Annotated in this window: 17 protein-coding genes, 22 tRNA genes and 3 rRNA genes; 8 read left to right on the forward strand and 34 right to left on the reverse strand. The window is 44.6% G+C overall.

Annotated elements, in window-relative coordinates:
• Nucleotides 1-12: 12 nt before the first annotated feature.
• From RCG19_RS04435 to RCG19_RS04550, 24 genes are all read right to left on the reverse strand, one after another.
• Nucleotides 13-84, reverse strand: a tRNA-Glu gene (locus RCG19_RS04435).
• A gap of 17 nt (nucleotides 85-101) precedes the next feature.
• Nucleotides 102-192, reverse strand: a tRNA-Ser gene (locus RCG19_RS04440).
• A 5-nt stretch (nucleotides 193-197) separates the two neighbouring features.
• Nucleotides 198-272 (reverse strand) — tRNA-Asn (locus RCG19_RS04445).
• Nucleotides 273-284: 12 nt separating this feature from the next.
• Nucleotides 285-358: transfer RNA gene (locus tag RCG19_RS04450), tRNA-Ile, on the reverse strand.
• Nucleotides 359-364: 6 nt separating this feature from the next.
• Nucleotides 365-438, reverse strand: a tRNA-Gly gene (locus tag RCG19_RS04455).
• A gap of 7 nt (nucleotides 439-445) precedes the next feature.
• Nucleotides 446-521 (reverse strand) — tRNA-His (locus RCG19_RS04460).
• Nucleotides 522-546: 25 nt separating this feature from the next.
• Nucleotides 547-622, reverse strand: a tRNA-Phe gene (locus RCG19_RS04465).
• 8 nt (nucleotides 623-630) lie between these two features.
• A tRNA-Asp gene (locus tag RCG19_RS04470) sits at nucleotides 631-707 on the reverse strand.
• A 3-nt stretch (nucleotides 708-710) separates the two neighbouring features.
• Nucleotides 711-784: transfer RNA gene (locus RCG19_RS04475), tRNA-Met, on the reverse strand.
• 32 nt (nucleotides 785-816) lie between these two features.
• A tRNA-Ser gene (locus tag RCG19_RS04480) sits at nucleotides 817-909 on the reverse strand.
• 17 nt (nucleotides 910-926) lie between these two features.
• Nucleotides 927-1,003 (reverse strand) — tRNA-Ile (locus RCG19_RS04485).
• A 25-nt stretch (nucleotides 1,004-1,028) separates the two neighbouring features.
• Nucleotides 1,029-1,105: transfer RNA gene (locus RCG19_RS04490), tRNA-Met, on the reverse strand.
• Between the two features lie 19 nt (nucleotides 1,106-1,124).
• Nucleotides 1,125-1,200 (reverse strand) — tRNA-Ala (locus RCG19_RS04495).
• 18 nt (nucleotides 1,201-1,218) lie between these two features.
• Nucleotides 1,219-1,295: transfer RNA gene (locus RCG19_RS04500), tRNA-Pro, on the reverse strand.
• 6 nt (nucleotides 1,296-1,301) lie between these two features.
• A tRNA-Arg gene (locus RCG19_RS04505) sits at nucleotides 1,302-1,378 on the reverse strand.
• Between the two features lie 36 nt (nucleotides 1,379-1,414).
• Nucleotides 1,415-1,503, reverse strand: a tRNA-Leu gene (locus tag RCG19_RS04510).
• A gap of 9 nt (nucleotides 1,504-1,512) precedes the next feature.
• Nucleotides 1,513-1,584: transfer RNA gene (locus RCG19_RS04515), tRNA-Gly, on the reverse strand.
• Nucleotides 1,585-1,592: 8 nt separating this feature from the next.
• Nucleotides 1,593-1,674, reverse strand: a tRNA-Leu gene (locus tag RCG19_RS04520).
• Nucleotides 1,675-1,709: 35 nt separating this feature from the next.
• Nucleotides 1,710-1,785, reverse strand: a tRNA-Lys gene (locus RCG19_RS04525).
• A gap of 8 nt (nucleotides 1,786-1,793) precedes the next feature.
• Nucleotides 1,794-1,866: transfer RNA gene (locus tag RCG19_RS04530), tRNA-Thr, on the reverse strand.
• A 20-nt stretch (nucleotides 1,867-1,886) separates the two neighbouring features.
• A tRNA-Val gene (locus tag RCG19_RS04535) sits at nucleotides 1,887-1,962 on the reverse strand.
• Between the two features lie 10 nt (nucleotides 1,963-1,972).
• A 5S ribosomal RNA gene (gene rrf, locus RCG19_RS04540) occupies nucleotides 1,973-2,089 on the reverse strand.
• A gap of 279 nt (nucleotides 2,090-2,368) precedes the next feature.
• Nucleotides 2,369-5,306, reverse strand: a 23S ribosomal RNA gene (locus RCG19_RS04545).
• 199 nt (nucleotides 5,307-5,505) lie between these two features.
• A 16S ribosomal RNA gene (locus RCG19_RS04550) occupies nucleotides 5,506-7,055 on the reverse strand.
• Together the 16S, 23S and 5S rRNA genes with 21 tRNA genes alongside form the textbook arrangement of a ribosomal RNA operon.
• Before the next feature lie 426 nt (nucleotides 7,056-7,481).
• On the opposite strand from RCG19_RS04550, the gene RCG19_RS04555 reads away from it, so the two are divergent.
• From RCG19_RS04555 to RCG19_RS04570, 4 genes are all read left to right on the forward strand, one after another.
• Nucleotides 7,482-8,177 carry an MgtC/SapB family protein gene (locus RCG19_RS04555; protein ID WP_166246840.1) on the forward strand — a complete coding sequence of 232 codons (696 nt, stop codon included), beginning with the start codon at nucleotides 7,482-7,484 and terminating at the stop codon, nucleotides 8,175-8,177.
• A gap of 84 nt (nucleotides 8,178-8,261) precedes the next feature.
• Nucleotides 8,262-8,334 (forward strand) — tRNA-Ala (locus RCG19_RS04560).
• A 304-nt stretch (nucleotides 8,335-8,638) separates the two neighbouring features.
• Nucleotides 8,639-8,965: a DUF485 domain-containing protein gene (locus RCG19_RS04565; protein WP_166242071.1), complete on the forward strand. Its 327-nt coding sequence runs from the start codon at nucleotides 8,639-8,641 to the stop codon at nucleotides 8,963-8,965.
• Nucleotides 8,965-10,506 (forward strand): solute symporter family protein, encoded by a 1,542-nt coding sequence (locus RCG19_RS04570; RefSeq protein WP_166242073.1) that lies wholly within the window; start codon nucleotides 8,965-8,967, stop codon nucleotides 10,504-10,506. The genes RCG19_RS04565 and RCG19_RS04570 overlap by 1 nt, the downstream gene beginning before the upstream one ends.
• A 231-nt stretch (nucleotides 10,507-10,737) precedes the next feature.
• Here RCG19_RS04570 and RCG19_RS04575 read toward each other — a convergent pair whose 3' ends face one another.
• Nucleotides 10,738-12,087 (reverse strand): DEAD/DEAH box helicase, encoded by a 1,350-nt coding sequence (locus RCG19_RS04575; RefSeq protein ID WP_308109837.1) that lies wholly within the window; start codon nucleotides 12,085-12,087, stop codon nucleotides 10,738-10,740.
• A gap of 171 nt (nucleotides 12,088-12,258) precedes the next feature.
• On the opposite strand from RCG19_RS04575, the gene RCG19_RS04580 reads away from it, so the two are divergent.
• Nucleotides 12,259-12,834 carry an RBBP9/YdeN family alpha/beta hydrolase gene (locus tag RCG19_RS04580; protein WP_308109838.1) on the forward strand — a complete coding sequence of 192 codons (576 nt, stop codon included), beginning with the start codon at nucleotides 12,259-12,261 and terminating at the stop codon, nucleotides 12,832-12,834.
• 63 nt (nucleotides 12,835-12,897) lie between these two features.
• On the opposite strand, the gene RCG19_RS04585 is transcribed toward RCG19_RS04580, so the two are convergent.
• From RCG19_RS04585 to RCG19_RS04605, 5 genes are read right to left on the reverse strand one after another with little or no spacing between them, the layout of a single operon-like run.
• Entirely contained in the window at nucleotides 12,898-13,350 is a 453-nt protein-coding gene (locus RCG19_RS04585; RefSeq protein WP_308109839.1) for an OsmC family protein, read from the reverse strand.
• A gap of 14 nt (nucleotides 13,351-13,364) precedes the next feature.
• Nucleotides 13,365-14,534, reverse strand: a complete 1,170-nt coding sequence (locus RCG19_RS04590; protein ID WP_308109840.1) for a cobalamin-independent methionine synthase II family protein — start codon at nucleotides 14,532-14,534, stop codon at nucleotides 13,365-13,367.
• Between the two features lie 18 nt (nucleotides 14,535-14,552).
• On the reverse strand, nucleotides 14,553-15,266 hold the full coding sequence (locus RCG19_RS04595) for a sulfurtransferase TusA family protein (RefSeq protein WP_308109841.1): 714 nt from the start codon (nucleotides 15,264-15,266) through the stop codon (nucleotides 14,553-14,555).
• A 15-nt stretch (nucleotides 15,267-15,281) separates the two neighbouring features.
• Nucleotides 15,282-15,644 carry a DsrE family protein gene (locus tag RCG19_RS04600; RefSeq protein ID WP_308109842.1) on the reverse strand — a complete coding sequence of 121 codons (363 nt, stop codon included), beginning with the start codon at nucleotides 15,642-15,644 and terminating at the stop codon, nucleotides 15,282-15,284.
• Between the two features lie 44 nt (nucleotides 15,645-15,688).
• Entirely contained in the window at nucleotides 15,689-15,922 is a 234-nt protein-coding gene (locus RCG19_RS04605; protein WP_308109843.1) for a sulfurtransferase TusA family protein, read from the reverse strand.
• Between the two features lie 151 nt (nucleotides 15,923-16,073).
• On the opposite strand from RCG19_RS04605, the gene RCG19_RS04610 reads away from it, so the two are divergent.
• Complete coding sequence (locus RCG19_RS04610) at nucleotides 16,074-16,958, forward strand: selenium metabolism-associated LysR family transcriptional regulator (RefSeq protein ID WP_308109844.1); 885 nt, start codon at nucleotides 16,074-16,076, stop codon at nucleotides 16,956-16,958.
• Between the two features lie 85 nt (nucleotides 16,959-17,043).
• On the opposite strand, the gene RCG19_RS04615 is transcribed toward RCG19_RS04610, so the two are convergent.
• Genes RCG19_RS04615 through RCG19_RS04625 form a run of 3 tightly spaced genes read right to left on the reverse strand, consistent with a single transcriptional unit; the run spans nucleotide 17,044 to nucleotide 18,781 of the window.
• Nucleotides 17,044-18,180: a zinc-dependent alcohol dehydrogenase gene (locus tag RCG19_RS04615; protein WP_308109845.1), complete on the reverse strand. Its 1,137-nt coding sequence runs from the start codon at nucleotides 18,178-18,180 to the stop codon at nucleotides 17,044-17,046.
• Nucleotides 18,181-18,197: 17 nt separating this feature from the next.
• Nucleotides 18,198-18,557 carry a spore coat protein gene (locus tag RCG19_RS04620; RefSeq protein ID WP_166242092.1) on the reverse strand — a complete coding sequence of 120 codons (360 nt, stop codon included), beginning with the start codon at nucleotides 18,555-18,557 and terminating at the stop codon, nucleotides 18,198-18,200.
• 14 nt (nucleotides 18,558-18,571) lie between these two features.
• Complete coding sequence (locus RCG19_RS04625; protein WP_166242094.1) at nucleotides 18,572-18,781, reverse strand: spore coat protein; 210 nt, start codon at nucleotides 18,779-18,781, stop codon at nucleotides 18,572-18,574.
• 131 nt (nucleotides 18,782-18,912) lie between these two features.
• On the opposite strand from RCG19_RS04625, the gene RCG19_RS04630 reads away from it, so the two are divergent.
• On the forward strand, nucleotides 18,913-19,119 hold the full coding sequence (locus RCG19_RS04630; protein WP_166242097.1) for a hypothetical protein: 207 nt from the start codon (nucleotides 18,913-18,915) through the stop codon (nucleotides 19,117-19,119).
• Entirely contained in the window at nucleotides 19,116-19,418 is a 303-nt protein-coding gene (locus RCG19_RS04635) for a spore coat protein (protein WP_308109846.1), read from the forward strand. Before RCG19_RS04630 ends, RCG19_RS04635 begins: the two co-directional genes overlap by 4 nt.
• Nucleotides 19,419-19,445: 27 nt before the next feature.
• Here the strand turns inward: RCG19_RS04635 and RCG19_RS04640 are convergent, their stop codons facing one another.
• Nucleotides 19,446-20,930, reverse strand: coding sequence for a class I adenylate-forming enzyme family protein (locus RCG19_RS04640; RefSeq protein WP_308109847.1), 1,485 nt, complete (start codon nucleotides 20,928-20,930; stop codon nucleotides 19,446-19,448).
• Between the last annotated feature and the right edge of the window lie 366 nt (nucleotides 20,931-21,296).

Consider the following 21,296-nt stretch of genomic DNA (forward strand, 5'->3'; position numbering starts at 1 on the left):
CAGTTTTTCCGATGACCCCTACGGGATTCGAACCCGTGTTACCGCCGTGAAAGGGCGGTGTCTTAACCGCTTGACCAAGGGGCCGTGTATGAATATGTGTATGGCGGAGAAGGAGGGATTTGAACCCTCGCGCCGGTCACCCGACCTACACCCTTAGCAGGGGCGCCTCTTCAGCCTCTTGAGTACTTCCCCATAGTTGGCTCCGCAGGTAGGACTCGAACCTACGACCGATCGGTTAACAGCCGATAGCTCTACCACTGAGCTACTGCGGAATAAAAAATGAATGGGCCTAAATGGACTCGAACCATCGACCTCACGCTTATCAGGCGTGCGCTCTAACCAGCTGAGCTATAGGCCCATATAATGGAGCGGGTGATGAGAATCGAACTCACAACATCAGCTTGGAAGGCTGAGGTTTTACCACTAAACTACACCCGCATAAAAATGGGGCGACTGATGGGAATCGAACCCACGAATGCCTGAACCACAATCAGGTGCGTTAACCACTTCGCCACAATCGCCATAATGAAATTGTAAAAAGTAAAATGGTGGCTCAGGACGGAATCGAACCGCCGACACAAGGATTTTCAGTCCTTTGCTCTACCGACTGAGCTACTGAGCCACTCTAGATGGCGGTCTGGACGGGACTCGAACCCGCGACCTCCTGCGTGACAGGCAGGCATTCTAACCAACTGAACTACCAGACCAAATTGCGGGGACAGGATTTGAACCTGCGACCTTCGGGTTATGAGCCCGACGAGCTACCAGACTGCTCCACCCCGCGATAATAAAAATGAATCGTTTTGAAAAATAATATGGCGGAGGAAGAGGGATTCGAACCCCCGCGCGGTTTAACCCGCCTGTCGGTTTTCAAGACCGATCCCTTCAGCCAAACTTGGGTATTCCTCCATATTATAAATCCATACTGGTGGACCTTGTAGGACTCGAACCTACGACCGGACGGTTATGAGCCGTCTGCTCTAACCAGCTGAGCTAAAGGTCCAAGTTAAAGTACTTCATAAAGCATTTGGTAGCGGCGGAGGGGATCGAACCCCCGACCTTACGGGTATGAACCGTACGCTCTAGCCAGCTGAGCTACACCGCCATAAAGAATAGTTTATAATTGGTGGAGTCTAGGGGGATCGAACCCCTGACCTCCTGCGTGCAAAGCAGGCGCTCTCCCAGCTGAGCTAAGACCCCAAGAAAATAGTAATTGAATGGTCGGGAAGACAGGATTCGAACCTGCGACCCCTTGGTCCCAAACCAAGTGCTCTACCAAGCTGAGCTACTTCCCGTTTATATGGCGCGCCCGGAAGAAGTCGAATCCACAACCTTCTGATCCGTAGTCAGACGCTCTATCCAATTGAGCTACGGGCGCATTATTAAAAGTTATTTTGCTTTCGCAAAAAAAATTTGGTGCCGAGGACCGGAATCGAACCGGTACGGTAGTCACCTACCGCAGGATTTTAAGTCCTGTGCGTCTGCCAGTTCCGCCACCCCGGCTTAATAGAGAGCGGAAGACGGGATTCGAACCCGCGACCCCCACCTTGGCAAGGTGGTGTTCTACCACTGAACTACTTCCGCAAAATAAATGCGGGTGAAGGGAGTCGAACCCCCACGCCTTGCGGCGCCAGATCCTAAGTCTGGTGCGTCTGCCAATTCCGCCACACCCGCTAAATTGAAAGTTATTTTGCTAGTGCAAAAAACTTTGGTGAGCCATGAAGGACTCGAACCTTCGACCCTCTGATTAAAAGTCAGATGCTCTACCAACTGAGCTAATGGCTCGTACAACGTGCCGGCGAGAGGACTTGAACCCCCAACCTACTGATTACAAGTCAGTTGCTCTACCAATTGAGCTACCCCGGCATTGTAAAGTGAAAATAATATGGTGGAGGATGACGGGATCGAACCGCCGACCCTCTGCTTGTAAGGCAGATGCTCTCCCAGCTGAGCTAATCCTCCATTGATAACAGCCTGGCAACGTCCTACTCTCACAGGGGCGCATGCCCCAACTACCATCGGCGCTGAGAAGCTTAACTTCCGTGTTCGGTATGGGAACGGGTGTGACCTTCTCGCCATTGTTACCAGACTATTTTTTTGACACTATTTTATTATAATGTCTTTTTTGTTTTTTTCAAGAGAAATTTTAATTTTTTTCATTCTCTCAAAACTAGATAATGCAGAAGAAGTTTGTAAAATCAAGTTCGCTTTTATAATTTGTCTAGCTCCAGCGTCCAGCAACTAGTGTCCTTCGGTCTTTTCCCTACGATAAGTCAACATCGAATCGCTAACGCTCTTCGTGTTTCCTTTATCTCAGTCAAAGCCCTCCAGGCCATACGTTGCTAATCGGCCGCTTCCGCTTTTCTATTAGGATAAGTCCTCGAACGATTAGTATCAGTCAGCTCCACATGTCGCCACGCTTCCACCTCTGACCTATCAACCTGATCATCTTTCAGGGTTCTTACTAGCTTAGAGCTATGGGAAATCTCATCTTGAGGGGGGCTTCATGCTTAGATGCTTTCAGCACTTATCCCGTCCGCACATAGCTACCCAGCGATGCCCTTGGCAGAACAACTGGTACACCAGCGGTGCGTCCATCCCGGTCCTCTCGTACTAAGGACAGCTCCTCTCAAATTTCCTGCGCCCACGACGGATAGGGACCGAACTGTCTCACGACGTTCTGAACCCAGCTCGCGTACCGCTTTAATGGGCGAACAGCCCAACCCTTGGGACCGACTACAGCCCCAGGATGCGATGAGCCGACATCGAGGTGCCAAACCTCCCCGTCGATGTGGACTCTTGGGGGAGATAAGCCTGTTATCCCCGGGGTAGCTTTTATCCGTTGAGCGATGGCCCTTCCATGCGGAACCACCGGATCACTAAGCCCGACTTTCGTCCCTGCTCGACTTGTAGGTCTCGCAGTCAAGCTCCCTTGTGCCTTTACACTCTACGAATGATTTCCAACCATTCTGAGGGAACCTTTGGGCGCCTCCGTTACTCTTTAGGAGGCGACCGCCCCAGTCAAACTGCCCACCTGACACTGTCTCCCACCCCGATAAGGGGTGCGGGTTAGAATTTCAATACAGCCAGGGTAGTATCCCACCGACGCCTCCACGCAAGCTAGCGCTCACGTATCTCAGGCTCCTACCTATCCTGTACAAGCTGTACCAAAATTCAATATCAGGCTACAGTAAAGCTCCACGGGGTCTTTCCGTCCTGTCGCGGGTAACCTGCATCTTCACAGGTACTATAATTTCACCGAGTCTCTCGTTGAGACAGTGCCCAGATCGTTACGCCTTTCGTGCGGGTCGGAACTTACCCGACAAGGAATTTCGCTACCTTAGGACCGTTATAGTTACGGCCGCCGTTTACTGGGGCTTCGATTCAGAGCTTCGCGTGAGCTAACCCCTCCTCTTAACCTTCCAGCACCGGGCAGGCGTCAGCCCCTATACTTCGCCTTGCGGCTTCGCAGAGACCTGTGTTTTTGCTAAACAGTCGCCTGGGCCTATTCACTGCGGCTCTTCAGGGCTATGAACCCTAAAGAGCACCCCTTCTCCCGAAGTTACGGGGTCATTTTGCCGAGTTCCTTAACGAGAGTTCTCTCGCTCACCTTAGGATTCTCTCCTCGCCTACCTGTGTCGGTTTGCGGTACGGGCACCTTTTATCTCGCTAGAGGCTTTTCTTGGCAGTGTGGAATCAGGAACTTCGGTACTATATTTCCCTCGGCATCACAGCTCAAGCGTGGTGAGAAGCGGATTTTCCTACTTCTCGCTCTAACTGCTTACACGCACATATCCAACAGTGCGCTTACCCTATCCTCCTGCGTCCCCCCATCACTCAAACGATAAAGAGGTGGTACAGGAATATCAACCTGTTGTCCATCGCCTACGCCTTTCGGCCTCGGCTTAGGTCCCGACTAACCCTGAGCGGACGAGCCTTCCTCAGGAAACCTTAGGCATTCGGTGGATGAGATTCTCACTCATCTTTCGCTACTCATACCGGCATTCTCACTTCTAAGCGCTCCACCAGTCCTTACGGTCTAGCTTCAACGCCCTTAGAACGCTCTCCTACCACTGACACCTTCTGGTGTCAATCCACAGCTTCGGTGATACGTTTAGCCCCGGTACATTTTCGGCGCAGAGTCACTCGACCAGTGAGCTATTACGCACTCTTTAAATGGTGGCTGCTTCTAAGCCAACATCCTGGTTGTCTAAGCAACTCCACATCCTTTTCCACTTAACGTATACTTTGGGACCTTAGCTGGTGGTCTGGGCTGTTTCCCTTTTGACTACGGATCTTATCACTCGCAGTCTGACTCCCACGGATAAGTCTTTGGCATTCGGAGTTTGTCTGAATTCGGTAACCCGATGAGGGCCCCTAGTCCAAACAGTGCTCTACCTCCAAGACTCTTACTACGTGAGGCTAGCCCTAAAGCTATTTCGGAGAGAACCAGCTATCTCCAAGTTCGATTGGAATTTCTCCGCTACCCACACCTCATCCCCGCACTTTTCAACGTGCGTGGGTTCGGGCCTCCATCCAGTGTTACCTGGACTTCACCCTGGACATGGGTAGATCACCTGGTTTCGGGTCTACGACTACATACTAAATTCGCCCTATTCAGACTCGCTTTCGCTGCGGCTCCGTCTCTTCAACTTAACCTTGCATGTAATCGTAACTCGCCGGTTCATTCTACAAAAGGCACGCCATCACCCATAAACGGGCTCTGACTACTTGTAGGCACACGGTTTCAGGAACTATTTCACTCCCCTTCCGGGGTGCTTTTCACCTTTCCCTCACGGTACTGGTTCACTATCGGTCACTAGGGAGTATTTAGCCTTGGGAGATGGTCCTCCCTGCTTCCGACCGGATTTCTCGTGTCCGGCCGTACTCAGGATCCACTCAGGAGGGAACGAAGTTTCAACTACAGGGCTTTTACCTTCTCTGGCTGACCTTTCCAGGTCGCTTCATTTACCCCGTTCCTTTGTAACTCCATGTTGAGTGTCCTACAACCCCAAGAGGCAAGCCTCTTGGTTTGGGCTATGTCCCGTTTCGCTCGCCGCTACTCAGGGAATCGCGTTTGCTTTCTCTTCCTCCGGGTACTTAGATGTTTCAGTTCCCCGGGTATGCCTTCTATACCCTATGTATTCAGGTAAAGATACTGTTCCATTACGAACAGTGGGTTTCCCCATTCGGAAATCTCCGGATCAAAGCTTACTTACAGCTCCCCGAAGCATATCGGTGTTAGTCCCGTCCTTCATCGGCTCCTAGTGCCAAGGCATTCACCGTGCGCCCTTTCTAACTTAACCTAAAAGGTTTATAACTCTTACTTTATATAAGAGAGAAAAACTAAAATGGCGATTACTCGATGTTTACTTTGCTTCTTCTTACGATTATCTAGTTTTCAAAGAACGATTAAAAAAGCTTTGAGAGAATTGCACTCTCAAAACTAAACAAACAAGAAACGTCAACCTTATGATCAGTCCAAAAGGACTGAATTATCCTTAGAAAGGAGGTGATCCAGCCGCACCTTCCGATACGGCTACCTTGTTACGACTTCACCCCAATCATCTGTCCCACCTTAGGCGGCTGGCTCCTTGCGGTTACCCCACCGACTTCGGGTGTTACAAACTCTCGTGGTGTGACGGGCGGTGTGTACAAGGCCCGGGAACGTATTCACCGCGGCATGCTGATCCGCGATTACTAGCGATTCCGGCTTCATGTAGGCGAGTTGCAGCCTACAATCCGAACTGAGAATGGTTTTATGGGATTGGCTAAACCTCGCGGTCTTGCAGCCCTTTGTACCATCCATTGTAGCACGTGTGTAGCCCAGGTCATAAGGGGCATGATGATTTGACGTCATCCCCACCTTCCTCCGGTTTGTCACCGGCAGTCACCTTAGAGTGCCCAACTGAATGCTGGCAACTAAGATCAAGGGTTGCGCTCGTTGCGGGACTTAACCCAACATCTCACGACACGAGCTGACGACAACCATGCACCACCTGTCACTCTGTCCCCCGAAGGGGAACGTCCTATCTCTAGGAGTGTCAGAGGATGTCAAGACCTGGTAAGGTTCTTCGCGTTGCTTCGAATTAAACCACATGCTCCACCGCTTGTGCGGGCCCCCGTCAATTCCTTTGAGTTTCAGCCTTGCGGCCGTACTCCCCAGGCGGAGTGCTTAATGCGTTAGCTGCAGCACTAAGGGGCGGAAACCCCCTAACACTTAGCACTCATCGTTTACGGCGTGGACTACCAGGGTATCTAATCCTGTTTGCTCCCCACGCTTTCGCGCCTCAGCGTCAGTTACAGACCAGAAAGCCGCCTTCGCCACTGGTGTTCCTCCACATCTCTACGCATTTCACCGCTACACGTGGAATTCCGCTTTCCTCTTCTGCACTCAAGTCCCCCAGTTTCCAATGACCCTCCACGGTTGAGCCGTGGGCTTTCACATCAGACTTAAAGGACCGCCTGCGCGCGCTTTACGCCCAATAATTCCGGACAACGCTTGCCACCTACGTATTACCGCGGCTGCTGGCACGTAGTTAGCCGTGGCTTTCTGGTTAGGTACCGTCAAGGTACCGGCAGTTACTCCGGTACTTGTTCTTCCCTAACAACAGAGCTTTACGACCCGAAGGCCTTCATCGCTCACGCGGCGTTGCTCCATCAGACTTTCGTCCATTGTGGAAGATTCCCTACTGCTGCCTCCCGTAGGAGTCTGGGCCGTGTCTCAGTCCCAGTGTGGCCGATCACCCTCTCAGGTCGGCTACGCATCGTCGCCTTGGTGAGCCGTTACCTCACCAACTAGCTAATGCGCCGCGGGCCCATCTGTAAGTGACAGCCGAAACCGTCTTTCAGCATTTCCTCATGAGAGGAAATGGATTATCCGGTATTAGCACCGGTTTCCCGGTGTTATCCCAGTCTTACAGGCAGGTTGCCCACGTGTTACTCACCCGTCCGCCGCTCACCCTAGGGAGCAAGCTCCCAAAGATCCGCTCGACTTGCATGTATTAGGCACGCCGCCAGCGTTCGTCCTGAGCCAGGATCAAACTCTCCAAGAAAGTTGATTAGCTCATTTGTTACGTTGGCATAGTTTCATATATATTGAAACTAAAAAAATTGTTTGTTGACGTTTTTGTTTGTTTAGTTTTCAAAGAACAAATGTCCTTGCCGTCAAAAGCGACTTCATTAATTTATCATATTCATCGTCATAATGTCAACAACATTTTAAATTTCTTTTTTCGTTGTTTAACTCTCTCGATGAGGACGAGATTTAATATATCATGATAAATTAATGTTTGCAATATAATTTTAAAAGTTTTTTTAAAAGCATTTAACAATTCCTCATTAATGCTATAAATTTAACGTAGGATAAATTCATAAATTAAACTACAATTGTATATGTAATAAGAGATAGGCGTTTTCGTAAAATATAATCGATTTCATACCATTAATGAAAACTAACTATACAATTGGACGTGAATTAGATGAGTAATGCGGATGTCGATATATTAATTAAGCTCGGTATTTCAGCTATTTTCGGCCTTATTATTGGTCTTGAACGTGAATTAAAGAGAAAACCGGTTGGTCTTAAGACAAGCCTGGTCATTTCCGTTGTAAGCTGTTTGTTGACAATTGTCTCCATTCAGTCTGCCTATATGTTTCCCGACTCGGGTGAGGTTAAAATTACAATGGACCCGCTAAGGCTTGCAGCGCAAATTGTCTCAGGGATTGGTTTTTTAGGTGCCGGAGTCATATTAAGACGGGGGAACGACAGTATTTCAGGATTAACAACGGCCGCTATGATCTGGGGAGCAGCTGGGATAGGAATTGCAGTTGGTGCAGGATTTTATTTAGAAGCGTTTGTCGGGGTGGCCTTATTAATTATTAGTGTGGAATTAATTCCTTTTTTAATGAAACTTTTTGGTCCAAAACAATTAAGGGAAAAAGAAATCACGCTTCAGCTTTTTATTAGAGACCAGGCACAGATTGATACCACTATTACTTTTTTACTTGAGAAAAAGTACATTATTCGTAGACTTCGAATCAAAGATTTAGATAACGGAGATCATTTGGTGCAAATATTAGTTGCAGTTGATTATCGTGAAAAGACAACCGAAGTCTATGCGACTGTTTCTGCAATAGAGGGGGTTCAAAAGGTAGAAATTGAAAGTATGAGCTAGTAGAAAAATATTATTGCCTTTCCTCAAAATTTCTCTTGCAAGAATTTTATATAACAGATATAATTCTTCTTGTAATAAATTTACGGGGGCTTAGCTCAGCTGGGAGAGTGCTTGCATGGCATGCAAGAGGTCAGGGGTTCGATCCCCCTAGTCTCCATACTTCGAAAACCTTTGTGTAGCAAAGGTTTTCTTTTTTTGGAAATTTTTATTAAAATATAAATAAATTTTCCTATTTTTAGAATTTCCTCTTGCGCATTATATTCCATTATTAATATAATTAAAAACGTAATTAAAGTTTAAAAATTTAGAAAAATCTGCATTCGGAAGGGAGGAGATAGAGTAAATTTGTTTATCCTTTTAGCCGCAACCTAGTTTTTCCTCATCTTATGGCCAATCACTTTTATCTTTTCTTTTTGCCTCATGTTGAAACAATGTTTTTATTATGAGAGGGGGCGCTTCCGTTGGAGGCACAAAAATCCAAAGATTATTCTGAAAGCGATTACAGTTCTATTGCTCAATCATCATCGTTTCAAGCACTACTCTCCGAAAAGAAAAAATTTATTATCCCAATCACTATTTTCTTTTTTTGCTTTTATTTTGCACTACCTATTTTAACTTCTTATTCAACCGTCCTAAATCATAAGTTTATTGGCAGTATAACATGGGCATGGGTTTTTGCATTCTTACAATTCGTAATGACATGGGGCTTGTGCATGCTTTACTCAAAGAAAGCGGCAAAATTTGATGATTTAGCCAATAATGTTATCCAAAAAGGAGTGAGTAACTAATGAACACTCCAGCTTTTATTATGTTTCTTGGGATCGTGTTTGTAACGTTAATCATTACATATTACGCCTCTAAGAAAACGAAAAATGCTAGTGAATTTTATACGGCTGGCGGCGGACTGACAGGCTGGCAAAACGGAATGGCAATCGCCGGCGATTACATGTCTGCAGCTTCATTCCTAGGAATTGCTGGTGCAGTCGCCTTAACTGGTTTTGATGGGTTTTTCTATAGTATTGGATTCCTTGTTGCATACCTTGTTGTTCTTTATTTAGTGGCCGAGCCACTCAGGAACTTAGGAAAATATACTTTTGCTGATATGATTGCAGCCCGTTTCGATTCCAAAAAGATCCGCGGGTTTGCAGCGATGAATACGGTAACCATCTCGATCTTCTATATGATTGCACAGCTTGTCGGTGCCGGTGCACTAATTAAATTATTATTAGGCTTATCCTACACTACTTCCGTATTAATCGTTGGCGTCTTAATGACTGTATACGTTATTTTTGGCGGTATGCATGCTACAAGCTGGGTGCAAATCATTAAAGCAATCCTTTTAATGGGGGGGACATTCATCATTTCGATGATTGTATTTGCTAAGTTTAATTGGAGCATAACCGATATGTTTGCCCAAATGAAAACGGCAACACCTTTGAAGGAATCGTTCTTAAATCCAGGTGTTAAATACAAAATCGGTCTTGATACGATTTCATTAAACATGGGATTAGTCCTTGGGACAGCGGGATTACCACACATCCTTGTGCGCTTCTTTACTGTAAAGGACGCGAAAACAGCTCGTTCTTCTGTTGTTTACGCGACATGGATTATCGGAATCTTTTATGTGATGACTATTTTCCTTGGTTTTGGTGCAGCGGCTTTTGTTGGCAATTCCGAAATTGTTGCGGCTAATCCTGCTGGAAATATGGCAGCTCCACTTCTAGCAAAAGCAATCGGCGGTAATATGCTATTCGCCTTTATCTCTGCTGTAGCTTTCGCGACCATTCTAGCAGTTGTAGCAGGCCTTGTTCTGACAGCGGCATCTGCCTTTGCCCATGATTTCTATAACGAGATCCTTCGAAAAGGAAAAGCAACGGAAAAGCAGCAAGTTAGCATGGCGCGCTGGGCCGCAATTGGGGTTTCCGTCATTTCTATTATTCTTGCATTAGGAGCGCAGACACTCAATGTCGCCTTCCTGGTATCACTTGCCTTTGCAGTTGCTGCAAGCGCTAACTTACCAGTTATCATTTACACCATCTATTGGAAACGATTCAATACGACCGGTGCTGTCTGGGCAATGGTAGTTGGACTAATCTCTGCAATCGGATTGGTTGTAATTAGCCCCAACGTTTTCAGCCCTGAAGTTGGAAAAGCTATTTTTGTCGGTAACCCAATCTTCCCTTATACAACACCAGGAATCTTATCTATCCCGCTTGGTTTCTTAGCAGGATACCTGGGAACAATTTTCTCTAGTCAAAAAGCTGATGTGAAAAAGTTTGAAGAAGTGTTAGTTAAATCAAATACGGGAATTGGTATAAATAATCATTAAGCAGCAAAATGGGACTTAGGAAAGCGAAAGCGCCCTGGTCAGCGGCGTATGGACTGGAGCGCCCCAACTGAGATAAAGGAAACACGGAGAGCGTAGCGATCCGATGTTGACTTATCGTAGGGCGGAGCGCGAAGGACACTAGCCGCTAGGGCGCTAGAGCTGGACAATTCTCAAAGTCAAAATTTTTATATTATTGTATCTTTTGAAAATAACTTCAGTCCCATTTTTAATCTATTTTTTTCTACCTGTAGCAGATCTTGATGTATTTCTACCTGACCTAGAAGTAGAGGTTTGATTGCCAGATTGTCTACCTTGCTGAAAGTTCCCTTTTCGATCATCCCTACGATCTGTATTGCTCCGGTTTCGATCATTTCTACCCTGCTTTTCTCTTCCTTGGCTACGTTTTTCATTTTGACCTTGTGGACGAACCCTCCTGTCATCTCTAGAGGTTTCTTTCTCCCTATTTGGATCCACCAGATTTTGCTTTTGAATCGTAAGCTTAAGGTCTTTTTCAATTACCTCGAGTGCTGACTTATCCTTCGCTGCGTATAATGTAATCGCTAAGCCGGTCATCCCTGCCCTGCCGGTACGTCCAATGCGATGGATATAACTTTCAGAATCCTCCGGAATGTCATAGTTAAACACATGTGTGACCCCTTCAACATCTAGTCCCCTTGCCGCCACATCGGTTGCAACCAGTAACTGGATCTCTGCATCCCTAAAACGCTTCATTACTTGTTCCCTTTTCGCCTGTGACAGATCACCATGCAATTCATCACTGGGAAATCCGTGGGCTTTCAGGGCATCATAGAGTTTACTCACTCTTCGTTTTGTTCGACAAAAGATGACTGCCAAAAAAGGCCGATGGGTCTCGATGAGGTCGATAAGCGTTCCTTGTTTTGCTCGGTCTGTTGTATAAATCGCTATTTGCTTTACATTATCGGCCGGTCCTTGCGTTTTTTCGATTTGAATATATTCTGGATCACGCATATGCTTTGCTGCTAATTTCCGAATTTCCGGCGGCATCGTGGCCGAGAATAGCATCGTTTGCCGTGTTACCGGCGTTTCCCGAATAATATCCTCGACTTCGCCTAGAAACCCAATGTGCAGCATTTGATCCGCTTCATCTAAGACAAGGAAAGAAATTTCTGATAATCGGACAGTTTCTCTTCTTATATGATCTAACAGCCTTCCTGGTGTCCCGACGACAATTTGCGGGTTTCGCTTTAATTTCTTTAACTGTTTATCAACATCTTGCCCGCCGTAAGCAGCTAGGACAGCTACTCCCGGTATATCCACAAGCAATTTTTCAATTTCAGCCGTTATTTGCAGGGCTAATTCTCTTGTCGGCGTGACAATGAGCGCCTGAATATATGCTGCTTCCTTATCAATTTTTTCAAGAATCGGCAGGATAAAAGCAAATGTTTTTCCTGTACCGGTTTGCGCTTGGGCTATAATATCGTTCCCATTCATCACAAATGGAATTGCCTGCTCCTGGATGGGTGTCGGTTTTGCGACACCGTAGCCGCGTAATTGATTAACCACGGTTTCCGAAATACCTAATGATAAAAAATCTGACAAAAAAACCCCTACTTTCTAAAATTACCTATCCACTTATATTGATGGTTTATCGTTTTAAATGCAAATGTATATTTCACCCATTGGTTGCCTTGTTCGTAAAAAGAGGTTATAATCATTAATACCAAGTTATTCAATCGGAATAGTTAATTAAGGATCTAAAGGAGGGATTTTATGATAGAACAAAGTTTTCTTATCATTCATGGATTAGGCGGTAGCGGATCTGATCACTGGCAAACCTGGTTGGCAAAGGAACTAACGAAAAGAAACTATCATGTTTGTTACCCCACCTTCTCAAGATTCAACACACCTAATAAAGAAGTTTGGTTAGAGGAATTGCATGAGGCGATTAAAACCCTTCCAGCAAAACATCAGCTTACGGTGATTACCCATAGTCTCGGCTGTTTTCTATGGCTTCATTATGCAGCAGGTCAAAGTAATCGAATTGCTAATCAAGTAATCCTTGTTGCCCCGCCATCTCCAAATGTGATACTTTCGGAGGCGAAAACTTTTTATCCGGTTCCTTTGAAAAAAAGTAATCTATCAGAAGCTGCTAAGGAGACGCTGTTTATCCATTCAACTAATGATCCTTACTGCAGCATGGTGGATGCAACAGGCTATTTAAACTTAGGCTTTCCTTCAATTGTATTACCTAATTCCGGGCATATTAATATAGATTCCGGTCATGGGAAATGGCCACGGATTTTGGATTTAAGTCTAGGTTCCGATAAGGTAGTTTATTCTATTTAGAGGAATGTCCAGTGAAATTAATAAAAAAAGGAGTGATTATTTTACAATCACTCCTTTGCACTATTAAGCCATTACCTCTGCTTTCACCCATTGATTTTCAACAGGTATTCCCGCTTCTTTTAATGTTCTAAAGACAGGGCATCTTAGGTCAACAGATTCTTGCAATTCATTAATTCGTTCTTGCGTCTCAGAGGTTTCAACTACCGCTTTCACTTTGACTTCCTGGAAATAAGGTTTTATGGTAAGGTCTCCCATGAGTCCTGCCAAATCTAAGCTGCCTTCAACATTAAAAGAGATTCCTTGAAGATCAAACTTCATTTCCTGCGCAATTAGTTGCGCCATCACGTTTTCACACGCAATTAATGAGGATAGAAATGTTGAAAGCGGATCGATCGCCGAGTCCTTACCACCAAATGATACCGGTTCATCAATAGCAATGCTATGCTTGCCGGCAACCGCATCGAGGCGCATTCCGTTTCCTTTGCCCTCTACTTTAAAGTCCATCAATTGTCCCATTATCTTTTCTCCTCCTATTCGAAAATCATTTCCCTAAGCTTCTTTCCTGCCTCTGCCATAACCTTTAATTTTTCAAAAGCAATCTTGTCACTATTCATCGGCCGTTGCGCAAATGTACCAAAGCCACAATCCGGGTTTAAAAAGATTTTTTCATCCGGCAGGTACTTTCTAACTTCTTGAACTCGCTCGATGATGGTTTCCACGTTTTCAATTGTTTCCGTCCGAGGATTGACAATACCAAATCCCAGCTCTTTCCCGCCAAAATCACTGATAACGTCTAATTCTCCGGCACGCGGGGTCGCATATTCGAGAATCAGCTGATCGACATTTACATGGGCGAGATAGGGAATTAACGGATCATATGGTCCACGAAGAAGGACCTGTTCCTGGGTGCTCCAGTTGCCGCGGCAAATATGAACACCCACTCTTGAGCCTCTGCCTAACATACCGGCGGTTACCTGATTCATTAGATCGAGAGCAAACGCAATTTCCTCTTCTGCATCGGCTTTAGCTGTCAAGGCGCCGCACATAAAGGTTCGGTTGGCATTTTTTTGTGTAAACACAAGCTCTGTCAACACAGGCTCATCGAATTGAATAAAATCAGCCCCGGCTGCAATTAACTCGTCCACCTCTTCGCGTAACGCGTTAATAATATCGACAGATAGATCCTCTTTTGTCGGATATGCATCTTTCGAAAGCCCTTCTACCCACATCGCTCTTGTTAACAAGTAAGGACCGGGAAGCATAACCTTAATCGCTTTGTCTGTTTGTTTTTTCAAAAATAAATAGTCATTTACGGCAAGCGGTTTTTTGCGGCTGATTTTTCCGACCGCTGCTGGATTAGACATAGAAAAGGCCGGTACGTCTAATGTGCCAAGTATTTCCTCAAAGCTTGCTTTATCCTCGACATATTCAAGCAACTCCGACACCGTCAGCATCTGTACATTGTGTAAGTGTTCTGCTACAAACGAGATAAAATTATCACGCCGCTGCTCACCGTCTGAGACGATATCAATTCCCGCTTCTTCCTGCCATTTCAAGCATTGTAACACTGCCTGATCTGCAATGTTTTGAAACTCTTCTTCGCTTATTCTTCCGGCCCGTTTATCGCGCATCGCCCTTTTTACTTCGTTCGACCTTGGCCAGCTGCCAATAACGGTGGTCGGAAATTTCGGTACATTCATATCGATGATAACCCCCTGTTAAAATACAATCGAAAGCTTAATTTCAATAGCAACTGCTTGTTTAAGGGTTTGATAGATGGGTGAACGGGCAAGCGTATTTTTCCATAAATTCTCGAGCATCGGTTCAGATTCCGGTGATGACACATAAAAGGTTCCGGTAATCTGACTTAGTTTGGGGCAGCCCTCATCTTCTAGTTCCATATGATAAAGAACATTTTCCAGTCCACCCTTTAAGCTTAACTCTACATGATCAATCACCATATTACGCTTGGATGCTTGAGCTTTGTACCCCACTGTCAAACAGGAAGCAAGTGAGCCCAGTAAATAGTCGATAGCGCTAGGTGCATTCACCTTTGGACTGAAATCTGCCGGCTGTCCTGCACTAAAAGTGTGGTTTCTAGAATGGATTTTTGCGGAGAGATCATTTTCCCCCCGAACCCGGACACTCCATTGATAGCTCTTCGCTGCCTCCAGATCCTGCGCTAACTCCGTTTGTTCAGCGCCTTTGCGAATATAGTATCTTATTGTATTGTCACCAGGTTCCGAACCCAGAAATCCATGCTCCACCATTCGGCACCATGCTGGAAGGTCCTCAGCTACTGTTCTTTCTCTGCTTCGAACTTCAAGAATCTGTCCATTTTCCAAGGGGTCCATTGCCTTTTTGATGATCAGCAATAACCCGGACCCGCAATCTAAATCTCCGCCATCACAGACTGCATGTGGTGTTTCCATGCTTTTCACCTATATTTAATAGGTAATTGAAGCTGCACCTTGGCTTAGGAACTCTACTAATTTTGCTCCGCCCACAATCGTTGCACCTTCAATTAAATTTTCTTCTTCTAATCCACGCTTTTTAAAGCATGGGCTGCATACCCAAAGGGTTCCGCCTGCTTCCACAAACTGATCCATTAACTGTTTTAACGGAGCAAACCCTTCTTCATGAATGTCCTCAGCATAGCCTTTCGAGGCAAGGTAAGCGCCTTCAACATTTAAAAATACAACGGTTTCCTGTCCTGATGCGACCGCAGCATTGGCAACCACAAACCCAACGGTTGCTTTATCAGAATCATTTTTTGCGCTTGTTAAACTTACTAAGAATTTTCCAGCCATTTTTCATTCCTCCGTTTTTTTTGTTTTTATGTAAAAGGTTTTGTTTAACCTTTTTCAATAAAGTAGTGGCTTGTCTTGCCGAAATCTTTCCGTTCAAGAAGAGTATGTTTTTGCATTCGGCACCATGCCGGGAGATCCTCTCTTGCACCGGGGTCATAGGAAATGACTTCAATGATTTGACCGCTTTCCATTTTCTTGATAGATAGAAATAGATTCATAATCAATTCTCCACAGCCAGTCGGTCCGGCATCATATAGTAAATCCGGTTCGTATGCCATTATCTCCTCTCCCTTCTGTACAAAGTCACAAACAATTCATACACATAAGTCAATTTCATTATAGAAAAGTGATAAGCTAAGAGAAATACAATTTATCTATTTCACCAATGGCTATTAATCGATTATATAAATACATAAGGAGAAGATTCCTATGGATTTGCACCAATTATATGTTTTTACAAAGGTGGTAGAGCATAAAAGCTTTTCTAAAGCGGCGGATGATGTTTTTCTAAGTCAATCCACGGTTAGTTCCCATATACAGGGCTTGGAGAAAACGCTGGGGCTTAGACTATTTGACCGTGTCGGCAGGGAAAGCATACTTACACAAAATGGAGAACGGTTATATGGCTGGTCACGTAAACTTTTACTCCTTAAGGACCAAGCATTGCTCGATATAAAACAGGGGACGATGGAGCTTCGGGGAATGATTCGAATGGCCGCCAGTTCGGTACCTGGCCAGTTTATGATTCCAAAGATGGTTAAACAATATAGAGAAAAATATCCTGAGGTTATCTTTCATATCAACCAGTCCTCTTCAAAAAATGTGGCCGAAAAGGTGCTCAATGGTTCTGTAGATTTTGGAATATTAGGGGAGAAATACGAAGATGATAAACTTCATTATATTCCCTTATTAAAAGAGAAATTAGTACTTATTACCTCAAATCAAGTGGAATTACCAGATACCGTCAACATCGAGGATATCGTACACTACCCGTTTGTAATGCGAAGTTCCGACTCAGGAACAAATGCAATTCTAGAAAAATTTTTGAAAAAGAATAAAATTTCTAAGAAACAATTAAATATTGTTGCATATATAGAGGATGGCCAGAGCTTGATTCAGTTCGTTATACAGGATTTCGGTTTTTCGATCATTTCTGAAATAGCCGCTAGAGGTTATGCCGGCAAAAACATGCTTAAAATGTATGATATTAACGGCTTCAGCGAGGAAAGGTATTTCTATCTAGTTTATAATAGGAATAAAACACAATCGCTTCTTTCAAAGTTATTTATAGATGGTGCAAGTGATTTAATTTAGCAGATGGCAGTACTTTTTACGCCTGCTTTTTTATAAGCGACCGTTTCTGCTTTTTTCCACATATTCGGTCGCTTATTATTGAGATTCATGGCTTGAGAATAACTTTAATGCAATCTTCCATTTTCGTATCAAATACTTCATATCCATGTTTCGCTTGATCAAGCGGTAATACATGGGTAATGATATCACCTGGATCAATTTTTCCCTCATTAATCATGTTATAAAGAAATGGCATATAGGGGATAACCGGCGCCTGCCCTGTCTTGATATCGACATTGCGATTGAAGATATCGCCTAATGGAAAGGCATTGTATCTCCCACCATACACCCCTGTTAGTTGAATGGTTCCGCCCTTCCTGACAGCTTGGCTGGCAATGACGATCGCGCCCATTGCTCCGCCATGTAGTTTCATTCCTGATGCCAGAAACTCAAGCGGTGTCATTTTCCCATCCATCCCCACCGCATCGATGACAATATCGGCACCGCCGCTCGTGATTTCCAACAAATAATCGCCAACATTTTCGTGATCTTCAAAATTCACTATTTCCACTTTATTTGTTCGTTTTGCGTGCTGCAGGCGGTAATTGATATAATCTACGGCAATCACTCGTTTGGCACCCTTCAGCCAGGCAAACTTTTGAGCCATTAATCCCACCGGACCGCAGCCCAAGATGATAACCGTATCCCCGGGTTTAACCCCCGCATGATCCACACTCCAATAGGATGTTGGAACTACATCGGCAAGCAGTGCCAATTTTTCATCCACTACTTCACAGTTTTCCGGAATCTTAAACGGAGTAAAGTTCCCGAATGGCACCCGCATGTATTCGGCCTGTCCGCCGGCATAGCCGCCGGTTGTTTCCGAATAACCGAAAAAACCTGCGCCCTGCCCATGGGGATTGCCATTATCGCATTGACTTGTAAGATCGTGTGTACAATACCAACAGTGACCACAGGCTACGTTAAAGGGAATAATCACCCGATCGCCTTTTTTTAAATTGGTTACTTCGGGGCCAACCTCCTCCACAATTCCCATCGGTTCGTGGCCAATGACATAATCGGTGGGCAGATTCGGAATCATGGCATGGATTAAATGGAGATCAGAACCGCATATGGCTGAAGTTGTGATTTTAACAATAATATCATCTGCATTTTTTATTTCAGGATCCTTCACTTCTTTGACTTGAACATTTTTTATCCCTTGGTATGTAACAGCCTTCATTTCTGCTTCTCCTCCTTTTATTTATATGGTGTTGCGAACATACCAAGGCGGTCAGTATCATTTGGAAACAGATTTAACTGGGCAATTTGGATTGCCGTTTCCGCTGCTTTCAAATCAACCGGAAATTGTTCCTTGATACTGTGGGGGTTGAGCCAGCCTTTTTTGATCATTAAGTCAGAGATTTCCGTATGTAAATCGATGGCAGCTTCCAATTGTCGATGCAATGCCCTTCTAAGATCAGGATGAGCGGTCTCGGTTATCGCAAAACCATAATTGCGAATGCCTGTTTTTACCGCCAACAAAAAGTCCATCGCAAAAGCTGAATCGGCTAAGTTCGGCATTCCTTCCGCATTCCTTGGATCTAAATAGTCCTCCATCTTTTTCACCTCACTTATTGTAGTAGTTGGCTTTGTTTGTAAAAACTAATCAACTCATTTATATCTTGAATAGATTGCTGCACATCTTTTTCCATCAATGCTTTTAATTCATTATCAAAACAAATGCCCTGCATTAATTTGGATTTAAGCAGGCAAACGGTTTTAAAATTTATCAGTTCATGTGTTTCCATTGTCTCATGTATGGCCAATCCTTCTTTTTCCATTAGTGCAACCCTCCCGGATTCGTACAACTTGTATTTTCCCCAGATGGTCCATCCTTTTATGCAAATGAATAATCAGTATCCGTCTAAGAAATTATAAAGGTAGGAAGTAAGCTTAAGCGGGGGTAAATGGAATGACGAAATATTTGGGGCTTCATGAAACGATAGATCTTCATGAATTGTTATCGTTTAAAAATCTATGTTTAACTAAAGCGACGATGATGAGCGGGTTAGCTCAGGATGAAGAGTTAAAAGCCATTCTATCGGCAGATGTCACCACTGGTATCCAACATATTCAGCAGTTGCAACAGTTTTTGACTGAACGGAGGGAAGCCGAATGAATCAACTCCTTCAAAACCTAATGGGCATGGGCGGGATGACCGATCAAGTGATTGCGACGGACTTTCTCATTTCAGCTAAGGCAGGGGTCCGCAATTATGCTGTCGCCATTACGGAAACAGCTACACCCGAATTGAAGGCGGCCTTAAGAGCGCAATTAAATGATGCGATTGCCACTCACGAGAAAATCACCGCCTATATGATGGCTAAGGGGTACTATCACCCTCATCATTTAGGTGAACAATTGAAGGTTGACCTTACGGTGTCAGACACTGCAATGAATCTTGCCGAAAAAAGCTAAAAAGGAGGACGTCACCGTTCCTCCCTTCTAGCTTTGAATCTTCATTTCTTTTAATTTCTCTTTATCTATTTTACCAACATGGGTCTTTGGCAATTCCTCTAAGCGAATGAATTGTTTTGGAATTTTATAGCGGCCTAGTTTTGACTGACAATAGGTTCGTAATTCCTCATCTTGGATGCTGTAGGTATGCTTAAAGGTTATGAATGCGGCAACCACTTCACCCCATTTCTCATCTGGAAGCCCTAGAACAGCCGCTTCGTCAATCGCCGGGTGGGCTGCCAGCCACTGCTCTATTTCAAGTGGATAGACATTTTCACCACCCGTAATAATCATCTCTTTTTTTCGGCCGACAATGTAATAAAAGCCCTGTTCATCCCTTTTCGCTAAATCCCCTGTATGAATCCAGCCATCCTTAACCGTTTCCTTTGTTTCCTGTTCTTGATTCCAATAAAACGAAAAGGCATGCTTCCCTTTTATTAAAAGCTCCCCGACCTCATTGGGCTCCGTTTCACAGCCATCTGTTTTTACTAATTTAATTGTATTAAACAGCATCGGTTTGCCGACAGATCCACGGTTTATTTGTGCATCCACAGGACTAATATAAAAATTATTTGGCCCCGCTTCCGTTAGGCCGTACCCTTCCTTAAAAGCTAACCCTTTTTTCTGAAATGCCTCGTAAATTTGCATCGGGCATGGTGCTGCTCCTGATAAAAAAATTTTCATACAAGGAAAGTCGCTATTCTGAAATTCAGCTGTTTGAATCAGCGAATGATACATGGTGGGGACCAGGAGAATCGTGGTACAGTTAAACCGATTCAAGGTTTCCACTGCTTCTTTTCCTACAAATGACTTGCCTATGACGACTGTCCCGCCCATCATGAGAAGCGGAATGCTTAAGGCATTTAGTCCACCAGTATGAAACATAGGCATATAATTTACCGTCACATCGTCTTCTGCCAACCCCCAGCTTAGGATAGTGTTCATGGCATTCCAGAGAATGGATTGATGGCTTAAGACCACACCCTTTGGTTTCCCTGTGGTCCCGCCAGTATAAATCATCGCCAGCGGGTCAGTTTCTAAGATTTCCTCGCTAATTACGTAAGAGACCTGCGCTTCGTAATTGCTGGCTTCCTCTATTAAAAACGTACTTAAGTTATTTAACTGTTGGCATATAGTTTCGAACTCCTGATGAATCACGATTACGATCGGTGTACAATCTGCCAATATCTCGTTTATTTCATGCAGTGATAACCGCCAATTAAGTGGAACGAAAATGGCGCCAATTTTTCCGCAGGCAAACATGAAGTCAAAATAGCTAATATCGTTTGGTGATAATAGGGCAACTCGATCACCTTTTTTTACCCCCCGGGTATAAAGCCAGCTTGCGGTCGAATTTGCCCGCTTATTCAATTGTTCAAATGTCCAAGCCTTACTTGTCTTTTCATCTATAACCGCATTCTTATGTGGCGATAATCGTGCCCGATTTTCCAGCCAATCCAGTTCCCACCTCACCGACCAATCGCTCCTTCTCTACTTGATGGAACTATCTTACTCATTTTCAGTTGCGGGGGAGTTACAACCGAATATTAAACCAATTATGTATTTGGAAGGAAGAAATTTACATGATAGCTCCAAAATTTAGCGTATATGTCCCATATTTTGTGACCGACGCAGCTCTTTTTTCCTTTTCGCGGGTACAATTAATTTTTTTTGTGACAGTTGCGGCTCTTTTATCCTTGTCTTGGGCACAATTATTTTTTTTGTGACCGTCGCGGTTCCTTTCTCCTTGTCTTGGGCACAATTAATGGGAATGTATGGCCTAATATGAACTACAATTTAACATAAAAAAACGACCCTTATCAAAAGGTCGCTTCTCTC

The organism is Neobacillus sp. OS1-2, assembly GCF_030915505.1.
In the GTDB taxonomy this organism is placed as follows: Bacteria; Bacillota; Bacilli; order Bacillales; family Cytobacillaceae; genus Neobacillus.

What these genes read in the sequence shown, in the direction of transcription:
- RCG19_RS04555 (WP_166246840.1), top strand. Translation starts at nt 7,482, where the DNA reads ATGAGTAATGCGGATGTCGATATATTAATTAAGCTCGGTATTTCAGCT.
- RCG19_RS04570 (WP_166242073.1), top strand. Translation starts at nt 8,965, where the DNA reads ATGAACACTCCAGCTTTTATTATGTTTCTTGGGATCGTGTTTGTAACG.
- RCG19_RS04580 (WP_308109838.1), top strand. Translation starts at nt 12,259, where the DNA reads ATGATAGAACAAAGTTTTCTTATCATTCATGGATTAGGCGGTAGCGGA.
- RCG19_RS04585 (WP_308109839.1), bottom strand. Translation starts at nt 13,350, where the DNA reads ATGGGACAATTGATGGACTTTAAAGTAGAGGGCAAAGGAAACGGAATG.
- RCG19_RS04590 (WP_308109840.1), bottom strand. Translation starts at nt 14,534, where the DNA reads ATGAATGTACCGAAATTTCCGACCACCGTTATTGGCAGCTGGCCAAGG.
- RCG19_RS04595 (WP_308109841.1), bottom strand. Translation starts at nt 15,266, where the DNA reads ATGGAAACACCACATGCAGTCTGTGATGGCGGAGATTTAGATTGCGGG.
- RCG19_RS04600 (WP_308109842.1), bottom strand. Translation starts at nt 15,644, where the DNA reads ATGGCTGGAAAATTCTTAGTAAGTTTAACAAGCGCAAAAAATGATTCT.
- RCG19_RS04605 (WP_308109843.1), bottom strand. Translation starts at nt 15,922, where the DNA reads ATGGCATACGAACCGGATTTACTATATGATGCCGGACCGACTGGCTGT.
- RCG19_RS04610 (WP_308109844.1), top strand. Translation starts at nt 16,074, where the DNA reads ATGGATTTGCACCAATTATATGTTTTTACAAAGGTGGTAGAGCATAAA.
- RCG19_RS04615 (WP_308109845.1), bottom strand. Translation starts at nt 18,180, where the DNA reads ATGAAGGCTGTTACATACCAAGGGATAAAAAATGTTCAAGTCAAAGAA.
- RCG19_RS04620 (WP_166242092.1), bottom strand. Translation starts at nt 18,557, where the DNA reads ATGGAGGACTATTTAGATCCAAGGAATGCGGAAGGAATGCCGAACTTA.
- RCG19_RS04625 (WP_166242094.1), bottom strand. Translation starts at nt 18,781, where the DNA reads ATGGAAAAAGAAGGATTGGCCATACATGAGACAATGGAAACACATGAA.
- RCG19_RS04630 (WP_166242097.1), top strand. Translation starts at nt 18,913, where the DNA reads ATGACGAAATATTTGGGGCTTCATGAAACGATAGATCTTCATGAATTG.
- RCG19_RS04635 (WP_308109846.1), top strand. Translation starts at nt 19,116, where the DNA reads ATGAATCAACTCCTTCAAAACCTAATGGGCATGGGCGGGATGACCGAT.